The sequence below is a fragment of the Bradyrhizobium sp. USDA 4502 genome (assembly GCF_054063355.1).
On record NZ_JBSSGF010000001.1, the window covers coordinates 3,623,576 to 3,642,163 of the forward strand.

An 18,588-nucleotide genomic window follows, 5' to 3' on the forward strand; every position below is an offset into this window, starting at 1 on the left:
CTACTCCGCCGCCATCTGCCGCGGCGCGGGCGGCGGGTTGGCGAGGTCGGCGGCGAGTTGCGCGTAGCGAACCTTCGCTTCCTTGATCGCCATGTCCTTCACCGGACCGTAGCCGCGGATGCGATCGGGCAGCGCCAGCAATTCGACCGCAATATCGTGGTTGAGTGGCGACAGCAGGTTCAGCACGGTCGCGACATCCTTCTCGTAGCCCGCGATCAGATCGCGCTCCAGCTTGCGGTCGGCGTTGTAGCCGAAGATGTCGAGCGGCGTGCCGCGCAGGAAGCGGAATCTTGCCAGCACCCTGAAGGCCGACATCATCCACGAACCGAAGGCGCGCTTCTTCGGCCGGCCCTGCGCGTCGAGGCCGCCGCCGAGGATCGGCGGCGCCAGATTGAAGTTGAACTTGAACTCGCCCTCGAACTGATCGCGCAGCTGCTTCTCGAAGCGGCCGTCGGTGAACAGGCGCGCCACCTCATACTCGTCCTTGTAGGCGAGCAGCTTTGCGTAGTTGATCGCGACCGCGCGCGGCAGCGCCTCGCCATAGCCGCCCTTGGTGGCGGCATCGCGCACCTGGTCGACCAGCTTGCGGTAGCGTTTTGCCAAACGCGCGCTCTGATAGTCCGTCAGAAGCGCGATACGGTGAGTAATGATCTCGTCGAGCGACATCGCATCCAGCGACTTGACCGGGGCTACGTCGTCATCCTGCCCCTTCATCATCGCGGCGAGGCGCGCCGGATCGGCCGCGGCCAGGCGACCGAGCTGGAACGCCTGCGTGTTCATCTTGATCGAGACGCCGTTAACCTCGATCGCCTGCAGAATCGCCTCCGCCGACAGCGGCAGCAACCCGCGCTGATAGGCAAAGCCCATCATCATGATGTTGGTGGCGATGGAGTCACCGAGCAGCGCCTCGGCCGGCTTGGTGAAGTCGAAGAAGGCGGAGTCCTTGCGCAGCTCGGTCTCCAGCACGGTGTTGACCTTGCGGCTCTGGAAGTTGAAGTCGCGGTTCAGGATGAAGTCCGCGGTCGGGATCACGTGGCTGTTGATGATGCCGACGGTGCGGCTCGCATCGCACAGCGTGATGGTGTCCTTCGACGCCGCCACGACCTCGTCGGCCGCAAGCACCAGATCGGCCGTTCCGGTCACGATGCGCGAGCAGGTCACGTCGGCGGTGTGCTCGGAGAGCCGGACGTGGCTCAGCACCGCGCCGCCCTTTTGCGCGAGACCTGACATGTCGAGGATCATCGAGGCCTTGCCCTCGATATGGGCCGCCATGCCGAGCAGCGCGCCGATCGTCAGCACGCCGGTGCCGCCGACGCCGCCGACCGCGATGTTGTAGGGCCGGTCGAGCGCGGGCTTGGAGGCCGGCTCGGGCAGATTATCGATGCTGCCGAGCTCGGGCGGCGCGCGCCGCCTGAGCTTGCCGCCGTCGACCGTGACGAAGGACGGGCAAAAACCCTTCAGGCAGGAATAGTCCTTGTTGCAGGTCGACTGGTTGATGGTGCGCTTGCGCCCGAGCTCCGTCTCCAGCGGCTCGACCGAGATGCAGTTCGACTGCACCGAGCAGTCGCCGCAGCCTTCGCAGACCGCGGGATTGATCAGCACGCGGCGCCGCGGATCCTCCATCAGGCCGCGCTTGCGGCGACGGCGCTTTTCGGCGGCGCAGGTCTGCACGAACACGATCGCCGACGTGCCCTTGGTGTCGCGGCACATCTTCTGGACGTTCTCGAGCTCGTCGCGGTGATACAGCTTGACGCCGGGCGCGATCGTATCGGCCGGATAGGCGTCCGGATTCTCCGAGACCAGATAGATCTCGCGGATGCCTTCGGCATGGAGCTGGAAGGTGATCTGCTGCGGCGAGAGATCGCCGTCGTGGCGCTGGCCGCCGGTCATGGCGACCGCGTCGTTGTACAGGATCTTGTAGGTGATGTTGGCCTTGGAAGCGATCGACTGGCGGATCGCGAGAATGCCGGAGTGGAAATAGGTGCCGTCGCCGAGATTGGCGAAGATGTGGTTCTCGTTGGTGAACGGCGCGATGCCGACCCACGGCACGCCCTCGCCGCCCATATGGGTGAAGGTCTCGGTTGACCGGTTCATCCACAGTGCCATGAAGTGGCAGCCGATGCCTGCCAGCGCGCGGCTGCCTTCCGGCACCTTGGTCGAGGTGTTGTGCGGGCAGCCCGAGCAGAAATACGGCGTGCGGCTGACAGGCGCGGTCGCCTGCATCTGCGTCGACTGACGGCCGTTGAACCAGTCGGCCTTGGCGCGCAGCATCTCGGCGATTTCAGGATTGAGATTAAGTCGAAGCAGCCGTTCGGTGAGCGAGCTCGCAAGCGAGGCCACGCTGAGCTCGGCGGCGAAGGTCAGGAAGCGCTTGTCGTGATCGTCCATCTTGCCGACGATGCGCGGACGCACGTCGTCGCGCCAGTTGAACAGCTCCTGCTTGACCTGGTTCTCGACGATCTCGCGGCGTTCCTCGACAATGAAGATCTCCTCGAGGCCGACCGCGAAGTTGCGCACGCCTTCCGGCTCCAGCGGCCAGGGCATGCCGATCTTGTAGAGGCGGATGCCGATCTTGGCGGCGATCTCGGGCGTGATGCCGAGCTCGCGCAACGCCTGGCGGATGTCCTCGTAGCTCTTGCCCGAGGCCATGATGCCGTAGCGCGCGTTCGGCGAATCCATCGTGACGCGGTTGACCTTGTTGGCGCGGGCGAAGGCGATCGCGGCAAAGCCCTTGTAGTCCTGCAACCGCCGGTCCTGCTCGAAGCGGTCGTCGGGCCAGCGGATGTTGAGGCCGCCCGGCGGCAATTCGAAATCGGTCGGAATGATGAACGGCGTCATCTCGTCGGTGAGGTCGATCTCGGCGGTCGTCTCGACCGTCTCGGTGATCACCTTCATGCCGACCCAGCAGCCGGAGTAGCGCGACATCGCGATACCCAGGAGGCCCATCTCGATCATTTCATGGATGCTGGAGGGGTAGAGGTAGGGCATCAGCGCGGAGATGAAGGCGTGGTCGGACTGATGCGGGACGGTGGAGGATTTCGCGCCATGGTCATCGCCGGCAAGGCAGAGCACGCCGCCATGCTTGGCGGAGCCGGCCGCATTGCCGTGGCGGAACACGTCGCCGCAGCGGTCGACGCCGGGGCCCTTGCCGTACCAAATGCCGACCGCGCCATCATATTTGGCGCCCGGCGACAGGGCGAGCTGCTGCGAGCCCCAGATCGCGGTGGCCGCGAGGTCCTCGTTCACGCCGGGCTGGAATTTAATGTTGTACTGCTCGAGATGCTTGCGGGCGGCGAACAGCTGCTGGTCGTAGCCGCCGAGGGGGGAACCGCGATAGCCGGAGATGAAGCCTGCCGTGTTGAGGCCCGCGGCGCGGTCGCGCCTGATCTGCGCCATCGGCAGGCGGACCAGCGCCTGGATGCCGGTCATGAAAACGTGGCCGGTGTCCTGGGTGTATTTCTGGTCGAGGCTGATAGGCCCTTGGTTGATTCCCATTTAGCCCTCTTTTCGCTGGTCGCGACGACTGCTTTTAGCTAGTCATCCGAGCTTGTTAGAACCAGTCTATGTCGGATTTTCCGGCCCGCGCAGCACAATTCTGGGCGACCAGGCCCATCGCTCAAAAATCGCAATTTCGTGCCGGGAATATTGCAGGGCCGTTTCGGTTTCTGTCGCAGGACAGGCCCGTGGCGAAATGGCGTGACGCGTCTTGTGGACCGGAAGGTGATCGGATGCGGCGACGATTTCGAACGACGGGTGCGATTCTGGTTGCAGCGCTGTTGTGCGGCGCGCTCGCGACCCGCGAATGTGCCGCCGCGCCGACCGACGACGTCATCGCCCGCGGCAAGGCGCTCACGATCGCCGGCGACTGCGCCAGCTGCCACACGGCCGATCCGGCAAAGCCTTTTGCCGGGGGGAAGCGGATCGACACGCCGTTCGGTGCGGTGTTCTCGCCGAACCTCACCCCCGACCGCGATACCGGCATCGGCGGCTGGAGCGACGACGATTTCCTGCGCGCGCTGCGGATCGGCGTCGCGCCGAGCGGCGCGCATTATTATCCCGCCTTCCCCTACCCCTATTTCACGAAGCTGATCCGCGACGACATCCTGGCGATCCGTGCCTATCTCGCGACGCTGGCGCCGGTCAGCAACAAGGCGCCGCCGCCGGAGCTGTGCTGGCCATTGAACTACCGCGTGCTGATGCGGGCGTGGAACGCACTGTTCTTCACGCCGGGCATCATCCAGCCGGACCAGGGCAAGGGTACGGAATGGAATCGCGGACGCTATCTCGTCGAGGCCCTCGCCCATTGCGGCGCCTGCCACACGCCCAAGAACGCCTTCGGCGCCGACAGGCGTGACCAGGCGCTCAGTGGCAGCACGGTGCAAGGCATGTTCGCGCCAAGGCTCGATGGCGCAGCGCGCAGCGGGCTGAAATCATGGAGCGTCGCTGACATCGCCGAATATCTGCAGAGCGGCCGCAACGTGCACAGCCATGCCGGCCCCCTGATGTCCGAGGTGGTGCTCAATTCGACCTCGAAGATGAGCGACGCCGACGTGCGCGCCATTGCGGTCTATCTGAAGGACCTGCCCGCCGGCGCGCCGGAGCCGGAGGTCACCCCGCCCTCGCCGGCGCAGATGAGCAATGGCGAACGCATCTACCGCGGGGCCTGCATCGCCTGCCATGAGCTCGACGGCTCCGGCGCGCCGCGGATCTATCCGCCGCTGCCCGGCAACGCCAATCTGCAATCGGCCAATCCGGCAAGCACGCTGCGCATCATCCTCGACGGCGCACAGACCGTGACCACGCTGCGCGCCCCGAACGGCGGCTCGATGCCGGCCTATCCCAAGCTCACCGACCAGGAGGTCGCGGACGTTGCGACCTACATCCGCAATGCCTGGGGCAACGCGGCGCCGGCCGTCACCGCGGACGAGGTCGCCAAGGCGCGGACGGCGAAATAGCCGTTCAGCGCTCCTCGTCGCTGAACACGAATTTCGGCATCTCCCATCGGTAGCGGATCGCGAGCATGCGGAACGTCAGCCCGAGTGCGAAGGTCAGCGCGGTCCAGAGCTGGGCGTTCACCTGCAGCCCGGAGCCGGTCACATAAAACAGTCCGGTCACCACGGAGACGCTGGCGTAGAGCTCGCTGCGAAACAACAGCGGCACCTCGTTGCAGAGGATGTCGCGCAGCACGCCGCCGGCGCAGCCGGTGATCATGCCGGCGACGATCACGATCGGCAGCGGGACGTCGATTTGCGAGGCCACGTCGCAACCGGCCATGGTGAACACCACAAGTCCGATCGCATCGAGCACCAGGAATGCGAGGTTGAGCCGGTGCACCAGCCGCGCCAGGAGGATGGTGGCGAAGGCGCCCGCCGCGGCGACCGCAAGGTAGATCGGGTGCGCGACCCAGAGCAGCGGATAATGTCCGAGCAGCACGTCGCGGATGGTGCCGCCGCCGAGCGCGGTGATCGCGCCGAGCATGCAGACGCCGGCCCAGTCCATGCTGCGCCTGCCTGCCGCCAGCGCCGCCGTCATCGACTGCGCCGCAACCGCAATGAACGAGAGCAAGTGCAGCACCGAATCGGTGGGCGGCATGGTCCACATTGAAAAGGCCTCATGAAACAGGTTGGAACCCGAGGAATCGGCGGTTCCTGCATGAACAGGTTGCAACATTGGCGCGGAACATCCTCGCGCGCCAGCCATTGTCCTCTGCGTTTAGCTTTCAGGTGCTAACGGAGGAACTTTGCAATGACCCATCAACCTGACGATCCGTATCGCGCCAACCTGACCGAGGACGAAATGCGCCGTCAGGCGCGCTTCAACAGCCTGGACAACGAGCTGCAGCCGGACCCGGAACTCCAGGAGGGACCGGCCAGCACCACCAAGATCGCGATGTTCGCAGTCGCGGTGGCCGTGGTGCTCGGTGCGTTGTTCTACGGCTTGAACAATACCTCGGTGCATGAGGCGGGTACCACGCCGTCAGCGCAGACCGCGCAGCAGCAGCCGGCCAATCCGGCCGCGCCGCCTCCGGGCATGCGCGACGTGACGCCGAAGCCGAACAGCCAGCCCGGCACGACCACGGGCGCGGCACCTGCGCAGCCGGCCTCTCCGTCGGCCAACAAGCCGACCGGACAGGACATCGACCGCTCGGCGGCGCCGTCCGACTCGACCGGCGACAAGAACAAGTAATCCGCTCGCTATCGTGAGCGACGAAGCAGCGGGCCCCGGCGGCCCGCTGCTTTTTTGCGTGTGAGTCTACTTGAACATCTTGTTGAGCTCGCCGCCGGGATAGCCGTTGGCGAATTCCGTGAAGGTGCCCTTCTCGGCCATCTCCTTGGCCGCCTTCATCACGCCGGTCCAGGCCATCCGAGCAAGCGCTCCGCCGACGCTGATCCGGCGCACGCCGAGATCGGCGACCGATTGCAGCGTCAGCTCCGACGCGCCGCCGATCAACAGATTGACCGGCTTTGGCGCCACCGCCTTCACAACCGCGGAAATCTCCTCCTTGGTCGCGATGCCCGGCGAATAAAGGACGTCCGCTCCTGCTTCCGAATAGGCCTGCAGCCGTTCGATCACCAGATTGAGGTCCTTCTTGCCCCACAGGAATGCCTCACAGCGGCCGGTGAGCAACACACCGCTGTTGTCGGCATCGATGGCCTTGCGCGCCGCCTTGATGCGCTCCACCGCAAGCTTGTGCTCGAACAGCGGGTTGGCGGCGTCTCCGGTGGAATCCTCAATGGAAAGCCCGGCGACGCCGGTCTTGACGCCGCGCGCGACATTGGCGGCAACCCTGTCGGGCTCGACCGCGAAGCCGCCCTCGAAATCCGCATTGACGGGAATATCGACCGCCGCGCACAGTGCGGTCAGGTGGTCGCAGACGTCATCGACGGTGACGCGGTTGTCGGCCTTGGCGATGGTCCATGCAAAGCCCGCGCTGGTCGACGCCAGCGCCTTGAAGCCGAGATGCTGCAAGGCGCGGGCGCTGCCGACATCGAACGGATTCGGAATGATGAAGCAGCCGCTCTCATGCAGCTTCCTGAAGGCGGCGCGTTTGTCAGCAGTTGGCAGTGGCATTGGTCGCTCCCTAGAGTCATTGGCCGCGCACAGATAGGCACCCACGCATCCGCTCGCTAGTGCGGCTCATGCGCCGCGCGGCTGTCCTTCGGCGCCTGATCGCGTTCGTTCAGGCCGTAATCACGGATCACGCTTGCCACCCGCAGCCGGTAGTTCTCGAAAATCCGCGCGCGGCCCTTGGCCTGGGTCCGGCGATGTTCGATCGTGTTGCGCCAGGCGTCCACCGCAGCCTCGTCGCGAAAGAATGACAGCGACACGAACTTGCCCTTCTCGGTAATGCTCTCGAACCGCTCGACCGAGATGAAGCCGTCGATCTCCTGCAGGATCGGCTTCAGCTCGGCGGCGAGGTCGAAATAGAGATCCCGTTGCTCAGGCTTGGGCCAGACTTCGAAGATCACTGCGATCATGGGCGCCTCCCGCACATTGCTGTTGTGGCCCTACTATACCTCGACCTTGCGGAGAAATGTCCGTTCCTCGGCGAGGATGAAGCGGTTTTCTTCCGCGAAGTTGAAGTTCGCCACGCCCTCCTTGTCCTGGCGCAGCCGTGCGCGATAGGCCTCATAGGCGGCAAGGCTGTCGAACGAGATCAGCGCGAAGGCGATGTTGTTGGTTCCCTCATGCGGCATCCAGTAGCCGATGAGGTCGCCGCCGCAGCGCGGGATGATCGAGAGCCAGTTTCTCGAATACTCCTCGAACATCGCGCGCTTGAATGGATCGAGCTGGTAGCGGATGAAAACGGTGACGGTCATTGATGGCCTCCGGTCATGTTTCCGTTGTTGCGAGCGTCAGCGAAGCAATCCTCGCAATGACGGCACGGTGAACAATAGCGGCTTGTCCGACCTCGATGCTTCGTCTATCATCGAACTATGAAAGCAGGACCCGATATCTCCCGGATCGCCGCTCTGGTCGGCGATCCCGCACGCTGCAACATGCTGACCGCGCTGATGACCGGCCGCGCGCTGACCGCGAGCGAGCTGGCGCAGGAGGCCGGCATCACGCCGCAGACGGCGAGCTCGCATCTCTCCAAGCTCGAGGTCGGCGGGCTGATCGAGCCCGAGAAGCAGGGCCGCCACCGCTACTACCGCCTCTCCGACCCCGACGTCGCCGACGTGCTGGAAGGCCTGCAGGGCATTGCCGCTCGCGCCGGCCATATGCGGGTGCGCACCGGGCCGAAGGATCCGGCGCTGCGCCGCGCCCGCATCTGCTACGACCATCTCGCCGGCGATCTCGGCGTGCAGATGCTCGACAGCATGAAGCGGCAGAAGCTGGTCCGCCAGAGCAAGCAAGCGATCGAGCTCACCGGCGAAGGCAAGCGCTTCATGGCCGAGGAGCTGCAGATCGACGCCGATGCGCTGACGCATCCGCGCCGGCCGGTGTGCAAGGCCTGCCTCGACTGGAGCGAGCGACGGCATCATCTCGCCGGCACGCTCGGTGCTGCCATGATGGACCGCTTCACCGAACTGAAATGGGCCGCACGCGACCCTGCGCCGGGCAGCCGCGTGGTCAATTTTTCGCGCAACGGCGAGAAGCGATTCGCTGCGCTGTTCGGCCCGGACCAATAGCGGCGCGCCTTCGGGCAAGCGTCGATGAACCGCCGGTCTCGCTTGCCTCGCCTTCCGATGTATTTTCGTACGCTCGCCATGAGCGCGCGGCTGCCCGCGTCCGCGAAATATTTCGAAGTGATGCTGAGCCGGCTTGCGGCGTGCTGACGCAGCTGTGAGCTGCAACATTCATGTCGCATTCAGGCCGCAACATTATGGTCGGCGACATCGGGCACGCCTTCTGCAATGATCCGGCCGGGCGAATCGGTAGACGAAAGTTTGTTGCGGTGCCGCAGCGCGGCCCAAAATAAAAAAGGAGAAGACATGAAGTATCTTTTTGCTGCAGCAGTTCTGGTGACGACCGCATTCGCCGGCATCAGCGCCGCTGATGCGGCCGGTGGCTGCGGCCCCGGCTGGCACCGTGGCCCCTATGGCGGCTGCGTCAGGAATCGCGGCGTCGTCGTCGCGCCGGGGGCCGTTGTCGTGCGCCCGCCGGTCGTGGTCGAGCGCCCCGTCGTGGTGGCGCCGCGTGTCCGCGCCTGCCCGTACGGCTTTGTCTGGCGCTACGGCCGTTGCCGCCCGATCTGATCGCGGCAGATTCCGAACTAACAAAACCCCGCCTGGCGCGGGGTTTTTCTTTTCGTCATGGAGTCGACATCACCAGCGGCGCCAGTGATGACGGCGCCAATGGTGGCGACGCCAGCCCCAATGCCTGCGGTGCCAGTGCCGGTGACGCCAACCCCAATGGCGATGATGCCAGCGTACCTCCTCGGGCTTCATGCGGCCGACCTCGTCACCCGTGGTGACGGCCGGATGCGCGTCGCCAGCCGCCGGCGCGCGTGCATCCTGGTTGAGAGGAAGCGGCGCGAGCGGCGCCGCCTGCGCCGGCGCTGCGAAGGTGACGGCTCCGGCGGCGACACCGAAGGCCATCTTCAGAAAATCCCGGCGTTCCATGAGCGTTCCCTTTGTTGCTGAGTTGGACCAACTGCAGCAGCGAGTTTTTGCCTCGCGAGCTGAACGCTCGCTGAACCGCGCGTTCACGTTTCATGGAACTCGAGGGTTGTCGACGTCGTGACGTCACGCAACCATCATGCCGCCGTCGCCTCCTCCGCCAGCACCAGGAGATCGCGCGTGCGCGTCACCTCCGGCCAGTCACGGTTGAAGTCGGCGACCAGCCGCTTCATGTCCTCACTGCTCACCGCGCGCTCGAGCGCCTTCTCGTCGGCGAACTGACTGGTCGCCTGGTGCAGCGAGGGATCGCTCAGGCTCCAGCATCGCCAGGCGCGCTCGGCGCCGAACGATTTCATCGCGTCCGGCAGATGCGCGCGCGAATACCAGGCGTCGAAGGCGGCACGCCGGGCGGCGTCCGTGACGGTGGCGCGGACGACGAAATAGGCTGCCGGCATTGGTTTTCCTCTCCATGGTTTCATTTCGCACAGGCGGCCGGCACATGCTCCGTGATATGTCGGCCTGCTGACAATGCCCAATCAGCGGGATCACCCATGCTTGCCCGTCACCGCACCGCGCTGCTCTCGTTCCTGCTCGCCCTCGGCGCCGCGCTGCCGGCTGCCGCCGGGGAGATCGCGCTACCGCGCGACGCACAGCTCGGGCCGCGCCCGTTCTATCTGGTCGACAGGATGAAGGACGGGCCCCTGAAGCAGCAGCTCAGCCAATGCACCGGGCCGTTCCACAAGACCGACTTTTCGATCGGCCACCGCGGCGCCGCGCTGCAATTCCCCGAGCATAGCCGGGAATCCTATCTCGCCGCCGCGCGGATGGGCGCCGGCGTGATCGAATGCGACGTCACCTTCACGCGGGATCGCCAGCTGGTGTGCCGGCACTCGCAATGCGACCTGCACACCACGACCAACATCCTGACGGTGCCGGATCTCGCCGCAAAATGCACGCAACCCTTCAGCCCGGCCGATCCGGCCGCCGGCAGGAAGGCCTCGGCGAAATGCTGCACCAGCGACATCACGCTCGCCGAATTCAAGCGGCTCACCGCGAAAATGGACGGCTTCAATCCGGATGCGAGGACGCCCGAGGGGTACCAGAACGGCACGCCGCGCTGGCGCACCGACCTCTACGCCAATTCCGGCACGCTGATGAGCCATGACGAGAGCATCGCCTTGATCAAAAGTCTCGGCGCAAAATTCACGCCCGAGCTGAAGGCGCCGGAGGTGGCGATGCCGTTCGACGGCGACTACACCCAGGAAACATATGCGAGCCAGATGCTCGCCGCCTACAAGGCCGCCGGCATTCCGCCGAGCGACGTGTTCCCGCAGAGCTTCAGCCTCAAGGACATCCTCTATTGGGTGAAGACCGAACCCGACTTTGCCGGCCAGGCGCTCTATCTCGAGGACCGCTACGAGAAAGCAGGCCTCGATCCGAACCGGCCGGAGACCTGGAAGCCGTCGATGCAGGAATTGAAGGCCTCCGGCGTCGCGATCCTGGGGCCGCCGATCTTCGCGATGCTGGCGCTGAACGACAAGGGCGAGATCGTCCCGTCGGCTTACGCCAGGGCGGCAAAGGCCGCCGGCCTCGATCTGATCGGCTGGTCGCTGGAGCGCGACGGGCCGCTCAACCGAGGCGGTGCGTTCTACCACAAGTCGGTGAAGGCTGCGATCGACCGCGACGGCGACACGCTGACCGTGCTCGACGTGCTGGCAAGACAGGTCGGCGTCCGCGCGATGTTCTCCGACTGGCCGGCGACGACCACATTCTATGCGAACTGCATGGGGATGAAGTGAGGTCTTGCCGGGCGGCGCGTTACGGCTGTCCCGCCCTACGCACCGTGCGCGCCCGCCATAACCATTCCGGCCGTTCCGCGCGCGGCAGAACAGGACTAGCATCATCGCCTTCCCGCCCGACGGGACAACACCACAGGGAGGCCGCCATGAAGCCAGGACAACCGGTCAAGGACGCCAGCCATCTCTACGAAGTCGAGCGCCGCGCCCAGCACGCCGCCCGACCCGGCTTCCGCATCATGGAGCTGCAACTCTCGCCGACCCAGAAGGTGCCGTGGCACACCCACAGCAACATCTCCGACACCTTCTATGTGCTGGAGGGCCAGATGCGGCTGTTCCTGCAGGAGCCCAAGGAGGAAGTGAACCTGAAGGTCGGCGAAGTCTACGCCGTCCGCCCGACCCGCCCTCACCTCGTCACCAATGCCGGCACGACGTCGCTGACCTTTTTGATCCTGCAAGGCGTCGGCGAATACGACTACGTGCCGCTGGCGGCAGGCTGAGGACACGCGTCGCTTGCTCCGCCGTCGTCCCTGCGGAAGCACTAGGGGATGCACACATCTGGTGCGACGGATTGACTCGGGTCAGAGATTGGGGATTCCAGAATCGGGGGTCTCGGTGACTTCTATTACGGCACTTCGGCTTGGGCGGAGGTGCCAGCATGTTGTCGCGGATTGACTGGACGTTGGGCCGGTTCGAGGATGGTCGTCTCGATAAAGGGGGGCGGCGCTCATCGGACGCATGGTCGCGGGCAAGGATGTATGCCTTCGGCGGCTTTCCAAGGGAGACCGCGCGCTGGAGGTGCGGTTCAACCGCTTTCTCGGTAACTCCAAGGTGACGAAGGAGCGCATCATCGAAAGCTGGAGCGAAAGCACGGCTGCGGCGGTTACAGGCCGCCATGTTTTGGCGATCCAGGACACCAGCGAGATCCACTTCAACACCACGCCGCAACGCCGGCGCGGGCTCGGGGAGATCGGCAAGGGCAATCACCACGGCGTGCTGCTGCACCCGATGCTGGCGGTGGATGCGGACAATGGCACCTGCCTGGGACTTTTGAGCGGCGAGGTGTGGACGCGTGAAGGCCCTCGGAGCGTCTCGCATGACAGCCGCGACCTGTCGGACAAGGAATCGCAGCGCTGGATTGCCACCGCCCTTGCGGCCAAGCCGCTGCTTACCGGTGCTGCAATGGTGACCCTGCTTGGTGACCGCGAGAGCGACATCTTTGCTCTTTATGCCAGCGCAGCCGAGCAAGACTACCGCGTGATCGCCCGCAGCATGCATGATCGCAAGCTGGCCGACACGACGGGTTTGTATGCGGCGATCGACGCCATGACGGCGGTAGAGCGTCGCATCATCGAGTTGCCTGCGCGTGCGGGGCGGCCTGCACGTCCGATGGACCTCGAACTTCGCTTCGGCGCAATCGAGCTGGCCCGGCCGCAAAGCAAGTTCCTGCGCCATTTGCCGAAAAGCCTGCATCTGGCCATCGTTGACGTCCGCGAGATCAATGCCGATCCCAACGTCGAGCCGTTGCACTGGCGTCTTCTCACCTCTCACGAGGTCACCAGTTCAGACGATGCCTGGCGCATCGTCGCCTGGTACAAGCAGCGCTGGATCATCGAGCAGTTCTTCCGCGTCCTCAAGACGCAGGGCTTCAAGCTCGAGGATAGCCAGATCGGCACCGCCGGCCGGCTTCTCAAATTGGTTGCCATCGCTGCCAAGGCCGCGATCATCACCATCCAGCTCCTGCAAGCGCGCAACGGGAGCCAGCAGTCGCTTCACGTTGCCTTCAATCCCAGCGAGATCGATGCGTTGACCGCCCTCAATCAGCAGCTTGAAGCCAGGAACAGACGACTGAAGAACCCGCATCCGTCCGATCGTCTTGCCTGGGCGGCCTGGATTATCGGCCGCATTGGAGGATGGGACGGCTATCCGTCCTCCAAGCCACCAGGCCCCATCACCTTCAAAAACGGTCTCGATTACTTCCGCGCCGTCGCTCTCGGATGGAGCCTCAGAAATGTGTGCATGCCCTAGTGCGGAAGCAGGGACCCATAACCACCGCGTTGCGTTGTTGAAGCAAGCTGTGGCCCCAACGTCGTGCAACAAGATCGAGCTGTGGTTATGGGTCCCGGGTCGCGCTGCGCTTGGCCGGGACGACCCAAGGATAGAAGCCGATTCACATATCAAACAGCATGAGGATATGCGCGCCCGCTTTCTCGCGACATGATTTGTCCGAGTTTGCATTCGTCCGGATTTGATTTGCGCCCCGGCCAAATCAAAACATGGTCCGCGCCAGCGGATCGTTCAATAAATGTGCGCCCCGATGATAGACGTCGCGATACCGAGTTGTGTCGCGCGGATCAAGTCTCGGGCGCCGCGCGATCTAATTCCTATCGCAGCGTCTGGCCAGGAAGTAACCTGACCGGTGCTTGGCGTTGCAGCAGAGTGTTCAAGTTGGGATTACTGAAAGTACGCGTCGCCGATGAACTTATTCGAGATGCGGCTCCGACCTTGTGCGTTGTGTCACCAACAATGATTACTTTTTGAGGACCCACATGAGGAGACAGCCCTACTACGAGCTGGTTGGTTTTCGTGCCTTGAACAGAGGCGCCGACATCCAAATTGATCGGAGCGAACACCCAGCCAAATCGCGCTCCTGCGTTCGCCTGCAATTCCAGAATTTTTGTATAAGTAAGACCGCCATTGCTGTCTCTGGGAATCGCCGTAAACACCGTTTCAATCCAAGCGGCCAGACCAAGCCCAGTACCCGATGGATCGATATCCTTGGGCTGGCACCAAGCGGGCGGCGGCGTCGACAAGACCGCTGCGAGGTCCGTCGAGAACGCAAGGTGCGCCGTGATCGTATCCTGAGCATGCCCGCCAACGCTCGGCGTCAGCGAATAGTCGACTGGAATAGCCCAGGAGACCTTGCCGTCAGCATCGACCCGACTGACTAACGTCAAGTCGAGCGTCGAGCCAATGTCCCACACGTCCGGAATTTTCGGGTTCACCTCCGCTGGAAGGAAACGGCGAACTGCTCGCAATTCGCATTCGACTATCTCTACAAAGTGCCTAACTTCGACGACACGCTCCCGATTGATGGTCGGATACGCGCACGCCGACGCGAAAATGCAGGCTGACAAAATCAGCAAACCACGATGAAAATTCATTGATTATATCCACCCCAGGTTGAGCAGATCAAACCACGCAGCCTAAGTAAAGATATGGCATGAACGGGAAGCCGGTTATTCAGCGAGCCGTTGCACAACTGCAACAATTGGCCCGTTGTATCGAACAAGCAGGGCCGGCGTCGCTGCCCAGGCTCGCAGGGCATCTAAACGGGCGCGCGATCCCGTCGACAATTAGGAGAGATCGATACTCCGTCACATCAGCTTCAGCGGCGCGTCGTGAACCAGCCGCAGGTCGATATTGCCGATCAAACGCGCGCGCCGCGCCTCGGCGGTGCTGATCGCAGCCTCGGTCTGCCGCAACGTGCTGACATTCGATCCGAGCGACACGATACCGCCGAGCACCAGCGCGATCGATCCGAGTGCCGCGGTCTGACCGGCCCCGAACAGGCCGAGCAGCGCAATGAGTAACAATCCGAACCCGCCTGCGATCGCGATCTTCGAGCCGAGAATGATCCGCCGCGATCGCTCGGCGCTCTCGGCAAGCTCCTCGATCTGCGCCTCGATCTCGGAGATCTCGTCGGTCGGCTCGTCTTCGGTCATCAGGTTCGGACCTGTCGGGCGGGTCAGGCCCGCCACGGATCGTGCGGAGCGAACGCGGCGGGTCACGCTTGCGCTAACCCACCCTACGCTCTCCTCACAACGGCAGATTGTCGTGCTTCTTCGCGGGGATCTCGACCTTCTTGTCCTTCAGCATCGCCAGTGCCCGCGCGATCCGCCGCCTGGTCGAATGCGGCATGATGACGTCGTCAATGTAGCCGCGTTCGGCGGCGATGAAGGGGGACAGGAAGCGGTCTTCGTATTCCTTGGTGCGCGCGGCGATCTTGTCGGGGTCGCCGATGTCAGAGCGGAAGATGATCTCCACCGCGCCCTTGGCGCCCATCACGGCGATCTGGGCGGTCGGCCAGGCGTAGTTCATGTCGGCGCCGATTTCCTTCGAGGCCATGACGTCGAAGGCGCCGCCATAGGCCTTGCGGGTGATGATGGTGACGAGCGGCACCGTGCACTGCGAATAGGCGAACAGCAGCTTTGCGCCGTGCTTGATCAGGCCGCCATATTCCTGCGCGGTGCCCGGCAGGAAGCCCGGCACGTCGACGAAGGTGACGATCGGGATGTTGAAGGCATCGCAGAACCGGACGAAGCGCGCGGCCTTGCGTGAGGCGTCGCTGTCGAGCACGCCCGCCAGCACCATCGGCTGGTTGGCGACGAAGCCGACGGTGCGGCCGGCGATGCGGCCGAAGCCGGTGACGATGTTTTTCGCAAAGGTCTCCGAGATCTCGAAGAAGTCGCCCTCGTCGACGACCTTCAGGATCAATTCCTTCATGTCGTAGGGCTTGTTCGGATTGTCGGGGATCAGCGTGTCGAGCGACATGTCGACCCGGCCGATATCGTCGAAGCTCGGCCATTCCGGCACGCCGTCGGTGTTGTTCGAGGGCAGGAAGTCGATCAGGCGGCGCATCTGCAGCAGCGCGTCGACGTCGTTCTCGAACGCGCCGTCGGCGATCGAGGAGCGCGTGGCGTGCACCGAGGCGCCGCCGAGTTCTTCCGCGGTCACCACCTCGTTGGTGACGGTCTTCACCACGTCGGGGCCGGTGACGAACATGTAGCTGGTGTTCTTCACCATGAAGATGAAGTCGGTCATCGCGGGCGAATAGACGTCGCCGCCGGCACAGGGGCCCATGATGACAGAGATCTGCGGGATCACGCCCGAGGCCTGCACGTTGCGGCGGAACACGTAGGAATAGCCCGCCAGAGCAGCGACGCCCTCCTGGATACGCGCGCCGCCGGCGTCATAGAGACCGATGATCGGCGCCCTCGCCTTCATCGCCATGTCCTGAAGTTTCGTGATTTTCAGCGCGTGGGTTTCGGAAAGCGAGCCGCCGAACACCGTAAAATCCTTGGCAAAGACGAACGTCTTGCGGCCGTTGACCGTGCCCCAACCGGTGACGACACCGTCGCCGGGGATCCTGGTCTTCTCCATGCCGAATTCGATCGAGCGGTGCTCGACGAACATGTCGAACTCCTCGAACGAGCCCTTGTCCAGCAGGAGCTCGATCCGCTCGCGGGCGGTCAGCTTGCCGCGGGCGTGCTGCGCCTCGATGCGCTTTTCGCCGCCGCCCAGCTTGGCGCCGGCGCGCCGCTCTTCGAGGGTATCGAGGATATCTTTCATTTGTTTCCGCCCGTGTTAGCTACAGTCCGCGTCCCGGCGCGAGCCGAGGTCCGCTTCGTTCGGAAATGGCTTAGCACGGCCATTTCGGAACCGGAAAGGCGGTTGTGGACGGGTTCGGGCGCAAAAACGGTAGGATTTTCCGATATCTGGGGAGATGGCGATGACCGACACGAGCACGGCCACGGTCGAGACCGGCGCACCGACCGGCGGGGTGCGCACCCTGCTCCGGCTGGAGGGCCTCGTGCTGTTCCTCGGCATGACCGTGCTCTATGCCCAATGGGAGGGCTCGTGGCTGGTCTATGTCCTGCTGTTCCTGGTGCCGGATTTGAGTTTCGCGGCCTATCTCGCCGGCCCGCGGGTCGGCGCCATCGTCTACAACGCCGCCCACAGCTATCTGGCGCCGGTCGCGCTGATGACGCTGGGCTTTGCCGCCGCGGCGCCGCTGGTGCTGTCGATCGCGATGATCTGGCTCGCCCATATCGGGATCGACCGCGCGCTCGGCTACGGGCTGAAGTATTCGAAAGGCTTTGGCTTCACCCATCTCGGGCGGATCGGGAAAGCGCAGGAGCCCGCCTAGCACCCGCTTCCTGACGTCACGCACGGCCGGTCAAATTGACAGCGTGCGCGTCGATTGCTGGCGTCTCGAAGGATGCAGGCCCGCCTGTGGCCTCATGGTTCGAGACGCGCGTTCCGCGCTCCTCTCCGTGAGGAGAGACAGACGTCAAGCAAAGCGGCGCGCGAACACCACGCAGACGACGACGAGCATGGTCGCCACGATCATCGACCACGGCACCTGCTCGTGCAGCAACAGGCCGGCCAGCGCGAGGCCGAAGAACGGTTGCAGCAGCTGCAATTGGCCGACGCTGGCGATGCCGCCGATCGCAAGGCCGCGATACCAGAACACGAAGCCGACCAGCATGCTGAAGATCGAGACATAAGCGAGCCCGAGCCAGGCCGGCGCACCGATGCCCTGCCAGCTCGGCGGCAGCGTCATGATCGTCATCAAGAGCACCACCGGCGCCGACAGCACCAGTGCCCAGGAGATCACCTGCCAGCCGCCGAGCCGCCGCGACAGCGCCGCGCCTTCGGCATAGCCGAGGCCGCAGACGATGATGGCGGCGACCATCAGGAGGTCGCCGGTCAGCGACGCCGATCCGTCGCTCGACAAGGCGAACGCGCCGACCGTCGCGCTGCCGATGCAGGAGAACAGCCAGAACAGCGGCTGCGGCCGCTCGCCGCCGCGCAGCACGCCGAACACGGCGGTCGACAGCGGCAGCAGCCCGATGAACACGATCGAATGCGCCGAGGTGATGTGCTGGAGCGCGAGCGCGGTGAGCAGCGGAAAGCCGATCACGACGCCGAGTGCGACGATGGTCAGCGACACCAGATCCTTGCGCTGCGGCCAGGGCTGGCGCAGCACCGCCAGCAGCGCGGCGCCGAGCAGCGCCGCGATCGCCGCCCGCGCCGAAGTCAAGAACAGCGGCGAGAACCCTGCCACGGCCACGCGGGTCGCCGGCAGCGAGCCGCTGAAGATAATCACGCCGAGCAGGCCACTGCCCCAGCCGTCGATCGAAGCCTTGTCCATCGTACTTTGCTTCCCAAAACGTAACTGCGCCCCCTCACCCCGCTCTTGCGGGGCCGAGACGAGCGAAGCTCGCTCTTAGAGGGTTAGGGTGAGGGGCGGCTCCGCATACTCGGTAACGGCCGAACTCGTGGAGACTCCCCCTCACCCGGAACGCATCTGGCGATGCGTTCCGACCTCTCCCCGCAGGCGGGGCGAGGTGAAGCCGAGTCCGACCTCGCACCGACCATAGCCGGCGGAGGCTCGCCAAGGCAGCTACAGATCGGTACAATATCGTAAAACTGTATGGGCAAAG

20 protein-coding genes are annotated in these 18,588 nt (G+C 64.4%); 8 read left to right on the forward strand and 12 right to left on the reverse strand.

Translation table 11 applies throughout. From position 1 onward, the window contains the following. Positions 1-3,495 carry an indolepyruvate ferredoxin oxidoreductase family protein gene (locus tag ACVW1B_RS16740; RefSeq protein WP_253608243.1) on the reverse strand — a complete coding sequence of 1,165 codons (3,495 nt, stop codon included), beginning with the start codon at positions 3,493-3,495 and terminating at the stop codon, positions 1-3. 233 nt (positions 3,496-3,728) lie between these two features. On the opposite strand from ACVW1B_RS16740, the gene ACVW1B_RS16745 reads away from it, so the two are divergent. Further along, entirely contained in the window at positions 3,729-4,955 is a 1,227-nt protein-coding gene (locus ACVW1B_RS16745) for a cytochrome c (RefSeq protein WP_229158977.1), read from the forward strand. Positions 4,956-4,959: 4 nt separating this feature from the next. Here ACVW1B_RS16745 and ACVW1B_RS16750 read toward each other — a convergent pair whose 3' ends face one another. Further along, a complete protein-coding gene (locus ACVW1B_RS16750) occupies positions 4,960-5,601 on the reverse strand; it encodes a trimeric intracellular cation channel family protein (RefSeq protein ID WP_225646193.1) in 642 nt (213 codons plus the stop codon). 144 nt (positions 5,602-5,745) lie between these two features. On the opposite strand from ACVW1B_RS16750, the gene ACVW1B_RS16755 reads away from it, so the two are divergent. Continuing rightward, positions 5,746-6,186 carry a hypothetical protein gene (locus ACVW1B_RS16755; RefSeq protein ID WP_229158975.1) on the forward strand — a complete coding sequence of 147 codons (441 nt, stop codon included), beginning with the start codon at positions 5,746-5,748 and terminating at the stop codon, positions 6,184-6,186. A 66-nt stretch (positions 6,187-6,252) separates the two neighbouring features. Here ACVW1B_RS16755 and ACVW1B_RS16760 read toward each other — a convergent pair whose 3' ends face one another. The 3 genes from ACVW1B_RS16760 to ACVW1B_RS16770 are packed head-to-tail and all read right to left on the reverse strand — an operon-like array spanning position 6,253 to position 7,820. Next, positions 6,253-7,071, reverse strand: coding sequence for an isocitrate lyase/PEP mutase family protein (locus ACVW1B_RS16760; protein ID WP_253608242.1), 819 nt, complete (start codon positions 7,069-7,071; stop codon positions 6,253-6,255). 56 nt (positions 7,072-7,127) lie between these two features. After that, entirely contained in the window at positions 7,128-7,478 is a 351-nt protein-coding gene (locus tag ACVW1B_RS16765) for an antibiotic biosynthesis monooxygenase family protein (RefSeq protein ID WP_253608241.1), read from the reverse strand. A gap of 33 nt (positions 7,479-7,511) precedes the next feature. Then, entirely contained in the window at positions 7,512-7,820 is a 309-nt protein-coding gene (locus tag ACVW1B_RS16770; RefSeq protein ID WP_050384507.1) for an NIPSNAP family protein, read from the reverse strand. 117 nt (positions 7,821-7,937) lie between these two features. Here ACVW1B_RS16770 and ACVW1B_RS16775 point away from each other — a divergent pair, with 117 nt between their 5' ends. Continuing rightward, the gene (locus ACVW1B_RS16775) at positions 7,938-8,633 is read left to right on the forward strand and encodes an ArsR/SmtB family transcription factor (RefSeq protein WP_253608240.1); all 696 of its coding nucleotides are present in this window, start codon (positions 7,938-7,940) and stop codon (positions 8,631-8,633) included. Positions 8,634-8,812: 179 nt separating this feature from the next. Here ACVW1B_RS16775 and ACVW1B_RS16780 read toward each other — a convergent pair whose 3' ends face one another. Then, positions 8,813-8,938 (reverse strand): hypothetical protein, encoded by a 126-nt coding sequence (locus ACVW1B_RS16780; protein ID WP_256520351.1) that lies wholly within the window; start codon positions 8,936-8,938, stop codon positions 8,813-8,815. Here ACVW1B_RS16780 and ACVW1B_RS16785 point away from each other — a divergent pair. Continuing rightward, a complete protein-coding gene (locus tag ACVW1B_RS16785) occupies positions 8,937-9,200 on the forward strand; it encodes a GCG_CRPN prefix-to-repeats domain-containing protein (protein ID WP_028338226.1) in 264 nt (87 codons plus the stop codon). The genes ACVW1B_RS16780 and ACVW1B_RS16785 overlap by 2 nt on opposite strands. 69 nt (positions 9,201-9,269) lie before the next feature. On the opposite strand, the gene ACVW1B_RS16790 is transcribed toward ACVW1B_RS16785, so the two are convergent. Beyond that, positions 9,270-9,566 carry a twin-arginine translocation signal domain-containing protein gene (locus ACVW1B_RS16790; protein WP_253608239.1) on the reverse strand — a complete coding sequence of 99 codons (297 nt, stop codon included), beginning with the start codon at positions 9,564-9,566 and terminating at the stop codon, positions 9,270-9,272. 134 nt (positions 9,567-9,700) lie between these two features. Continuing rightward, positions 9,701-10,018: a hypothetical protein gene (locus ACVW1B_RS16795; protein ID WP_253608238.1), complete on the reverse strand. Its 318-nt coding sequence runs from the start codon at positions 10,016-10,018 to the stop codon at positions 9,701-9,703. Between the two features lie 96 nt (positions 10,019-10,114). Here ACVW1B_RS16795 and ACVW1B_RS16800 point away from each other — a divergent pair, with 96 nt between their 5' ends. From ACVW1B_RS16800 to ACVW1B_RS16810, 3 genes are all read left to right on the forward strand, one after another. Beyond that, positions 10,115-11,362 (forward strand): glycerophosphodiester phosphodiesterase family protein, encoded by a 1,248-nt coding sequence (locus ACVW1B_RS16800; RefSeq protein ID WP_253608237.1) that lies wholly within the window; start codon positions 10,115-10,117, stop codon positions 11,360-11,362. Positions 11,363-11,508: 146 nt separating this feature from the next. Further along, positions 11,509-11,859, forward strand: coding sequence for a cupin domain-containing protein (locus ACVW1B_RS16805; RefSeq protein WP_253608236.1), 351 nt, complete (start codon positions 11,509-11,511; stop codon positions 11,857-11,859). Between the two features lie 238 nt (positions 11,860-12,097). After that, entirely contained in the window at positions 12,098-13,387 is a 1,290-nt protein-coding gene (locus tag ACVW1B_RS16810) for an IS4 family transposase (protein WP_225642830.1), read from the forward strand. Positions 13,388-13,743: 356 nt separating this feature from the next. Here ACVW1B_RS16810 and ACVW1B_RS16815 read toward each other — a convergent pair whose 3' ends face one another. The 3 genes from ACVW1B_RS16815 to ACVW1B_RS16825 all read right to left on the reverse strand — a co-directional run bounded on the left by ACVW1B_RS16815 (position 13,744) and on the right by ACVW1B_RS16825 (position 16,711). Next, on the reverse strand, positions 13,744-14,523 hold the full coding sequence (locus ACVW1B_RS16815; RefSeq protein WP_253608235.1) for a hypothetical protein: 780 nt from the start codon (positions 14,521-14,523) through the stop codon (positions 13,744-13,746). Positions 14,524-14,736: 213 nt separating this feature from the next. After that, entirely contained in the window at positions 14,737-15,084 is a 348-nt protein-coding gene (locus ACVW1B_RS16820; RefSeq protein WP_092090159.1) for a hypothetical protein, read from the reverse strand. Positions 15,085-15,178: 94 nt separating this feature from the next. Further along, complete coding sequence (locus ACVW1B_RS16825) at positions 15,179-16,711, reverse strand: acyl-CoA carboxylase subunit beta (protein WP_253608234.1); 1,533 nt, start codon at positions 16,709-16,711, stop codon at positions 15,179-15,181. Between the two features lie 160 nt (positions 16,712-16,871). On the opposite strand from ACVW1B_RS16825, the gene ACVW1B_RS16830 reads away from it, so the two are divergent. After that, complete coding sequence (locus ACVW1B_RS16830) at positions 16,872-17,288, forward strand: DUF4260 domain-containing protein (RefSeq protein ID WP_028335494.1); 417 nt, start codon at positions 16,872-16,874, stop codon at positions 17,286-17,288. A 144-nt stretch (positions 17,289-17,432) separates the two neighbouring features. Here the strand turns inward: ACVW1B_RS16830 and ACVW1B_RS16835 are convergent, their stop codons facing one another. Next, positions 17,433-18,296, reverse strand: coding sequence for a DMT family transporter (locus ACVW1B_RS16835; protein WP_253608233.1), 864 nt, complete (start codon positions 18,294-18,296; stop codon positions 17,433-17,435). Between the last annotated feature and the right edge of the window lie 292 nt (positions 18,297-18,588).

Bases quoted from the DNA above. Each gene is read 5' to 3' on its own strand.
- ACVW1B_RS16775 (WP_253608240.1), top strand. From the start codon at position 7,938: ATGAAAGCAGGACCCGATATCTCCCGGATCGCCGCTCTGGTCGGCGAT.
- ACVW1B_RS16750 (WP_225646193.1), bottom strand. From the start codon at position 5,601: ATGTGGACCATGCCGCCCACCGATTCGGTGCTGCACTTGCTCTCGTTC.
- ACVW1B_RS16815 (WP_253608235.1), bottom strand. From the start codon at position 14,523: ATGAATTTTCATCGTGGTTTGCTGATTTTGTCAGCCTGCATTTTCGCG.
- ACVW1B_RS16780 (WP_256520351.1), bottom strand. From the start codon at position 8,938: ATGTCTTCTCCTTTTTTATTTTGGGCCGCGCTGCGGCACCGCAACAAA.
- ACVW1B_RS16755 (WP_229158975.1), top strand. From the start codon at position 5,746: ATGACCCATCAACCTGACGATCCGTATCGCGCCAACCTGACCGAGGAC.
- ACVW1B_RS16820 (WP_092090159.1), bottom strand. From the start codon at position 15,084: ATGACCGAAGACGAGCCGACCGACGAGATCTCCGAGATCGAGGCGCAG.
- ACVW1B_RS16830 (WP_028335494.1), top strand. From the start codon at position 16,872: ATGACCGACACGAGCACGGCCACGGTCGAGACCGGCGCACCGACCGGC.
- ACVW1B_RS16790 (WP_253608239.1), bottom strand. From the start codon at position 9,566: ATGGAACGCCGGGATTTTCTGAAGATGGCCTTCGGTGTCGCCGCCGGA.
- ACVW1B_RS16805 (WP_253608236.1), top strand. From the start codon at position 11,509: ATGAAGCCAGGACAACCGGTCAAGGACGCCAGCCATCTCTACGAAGTC.
- ACVW1B_RS16835 (WP_253608233.1), bottom strand. From the start codon at position 18,296: ATGGACAAGGCTTCGATCGACGGCTGGGGCAGTGGCCTGCTCGGCGTG.
- ACVW1B_RS16795 (WP_253608238.1), bottom strand. From the start codon at position 10,018: ATGCCGGCAGCCTATTTCGTCGTCCGCGCCACCGTCACGGACGCCGCC.
- ACVW1B_RS16800 (WP_253608237.1), top strand. From the start codon at position 10,115: ATGCTTGCCCGTCACCGCACCGCGCTGCTCTCGTTCCTGCTCGCCCTC.
- ACVW1B_RS16765 (WP_253608241.1), bottom strand. From the start codon at position 7,478: ATGATCGCAGTGATCTTCGAAGTCTGGCCCAAGCCTGAGCAACGGGAT.
- ACVW1B_RS16825 (WP_253608234.1), bottom strand. From the start codon at position 16,711: ATGAAAGATATCCTCGATACCCTCGAAGAGCGGCGCGCCGGCGCCAAG.
- ACVW1B_RS16740 (WP_253608243.1), bottom strand. From the start codon at position 3,495: ATGGGAATCAACCAAGGGCCTATCAGCCTCGACCAGAAATACACCCAG.
- ACVW1B_RS16810 (WP_225642830.1), top strand. From the start codon at position 12,098: ATGGTCGCGGGCAAGGATGTATGCCTTCGGCGGCTTTCCAAGGGAGAC.
- ACVW1B_RS16760 (WP_253608242.1), bottom strand. From the start codon at position 7,071: ATGCCACTGCCAACTGCTGACAAACGCGCCGCCTTCAGGAAGCTGCAT.
- ACVW1B_RS16770 (WP_050384507.1), bottom strand. From the start codon at position 7,820: ATGACCGTCACCGTTTTCATCCGCTACCAGCTCGATCCATTCAAGCGC.
- ACVW1B_RS16785 (WP_028338226.1), top strand. From the start codon at position 8,937: ATGAAGTATCTTTTTGCTGCAGCAGTTCTGGTGACGACCGCATTCGCC.
- ACVW1B_RS16745 (WP_229158977.1), top strand. From the start codon at position 3,729: ATGCGGCGACGATTTCGAACGACGGGTGCGATTCTGGTTGCAGCGCTG.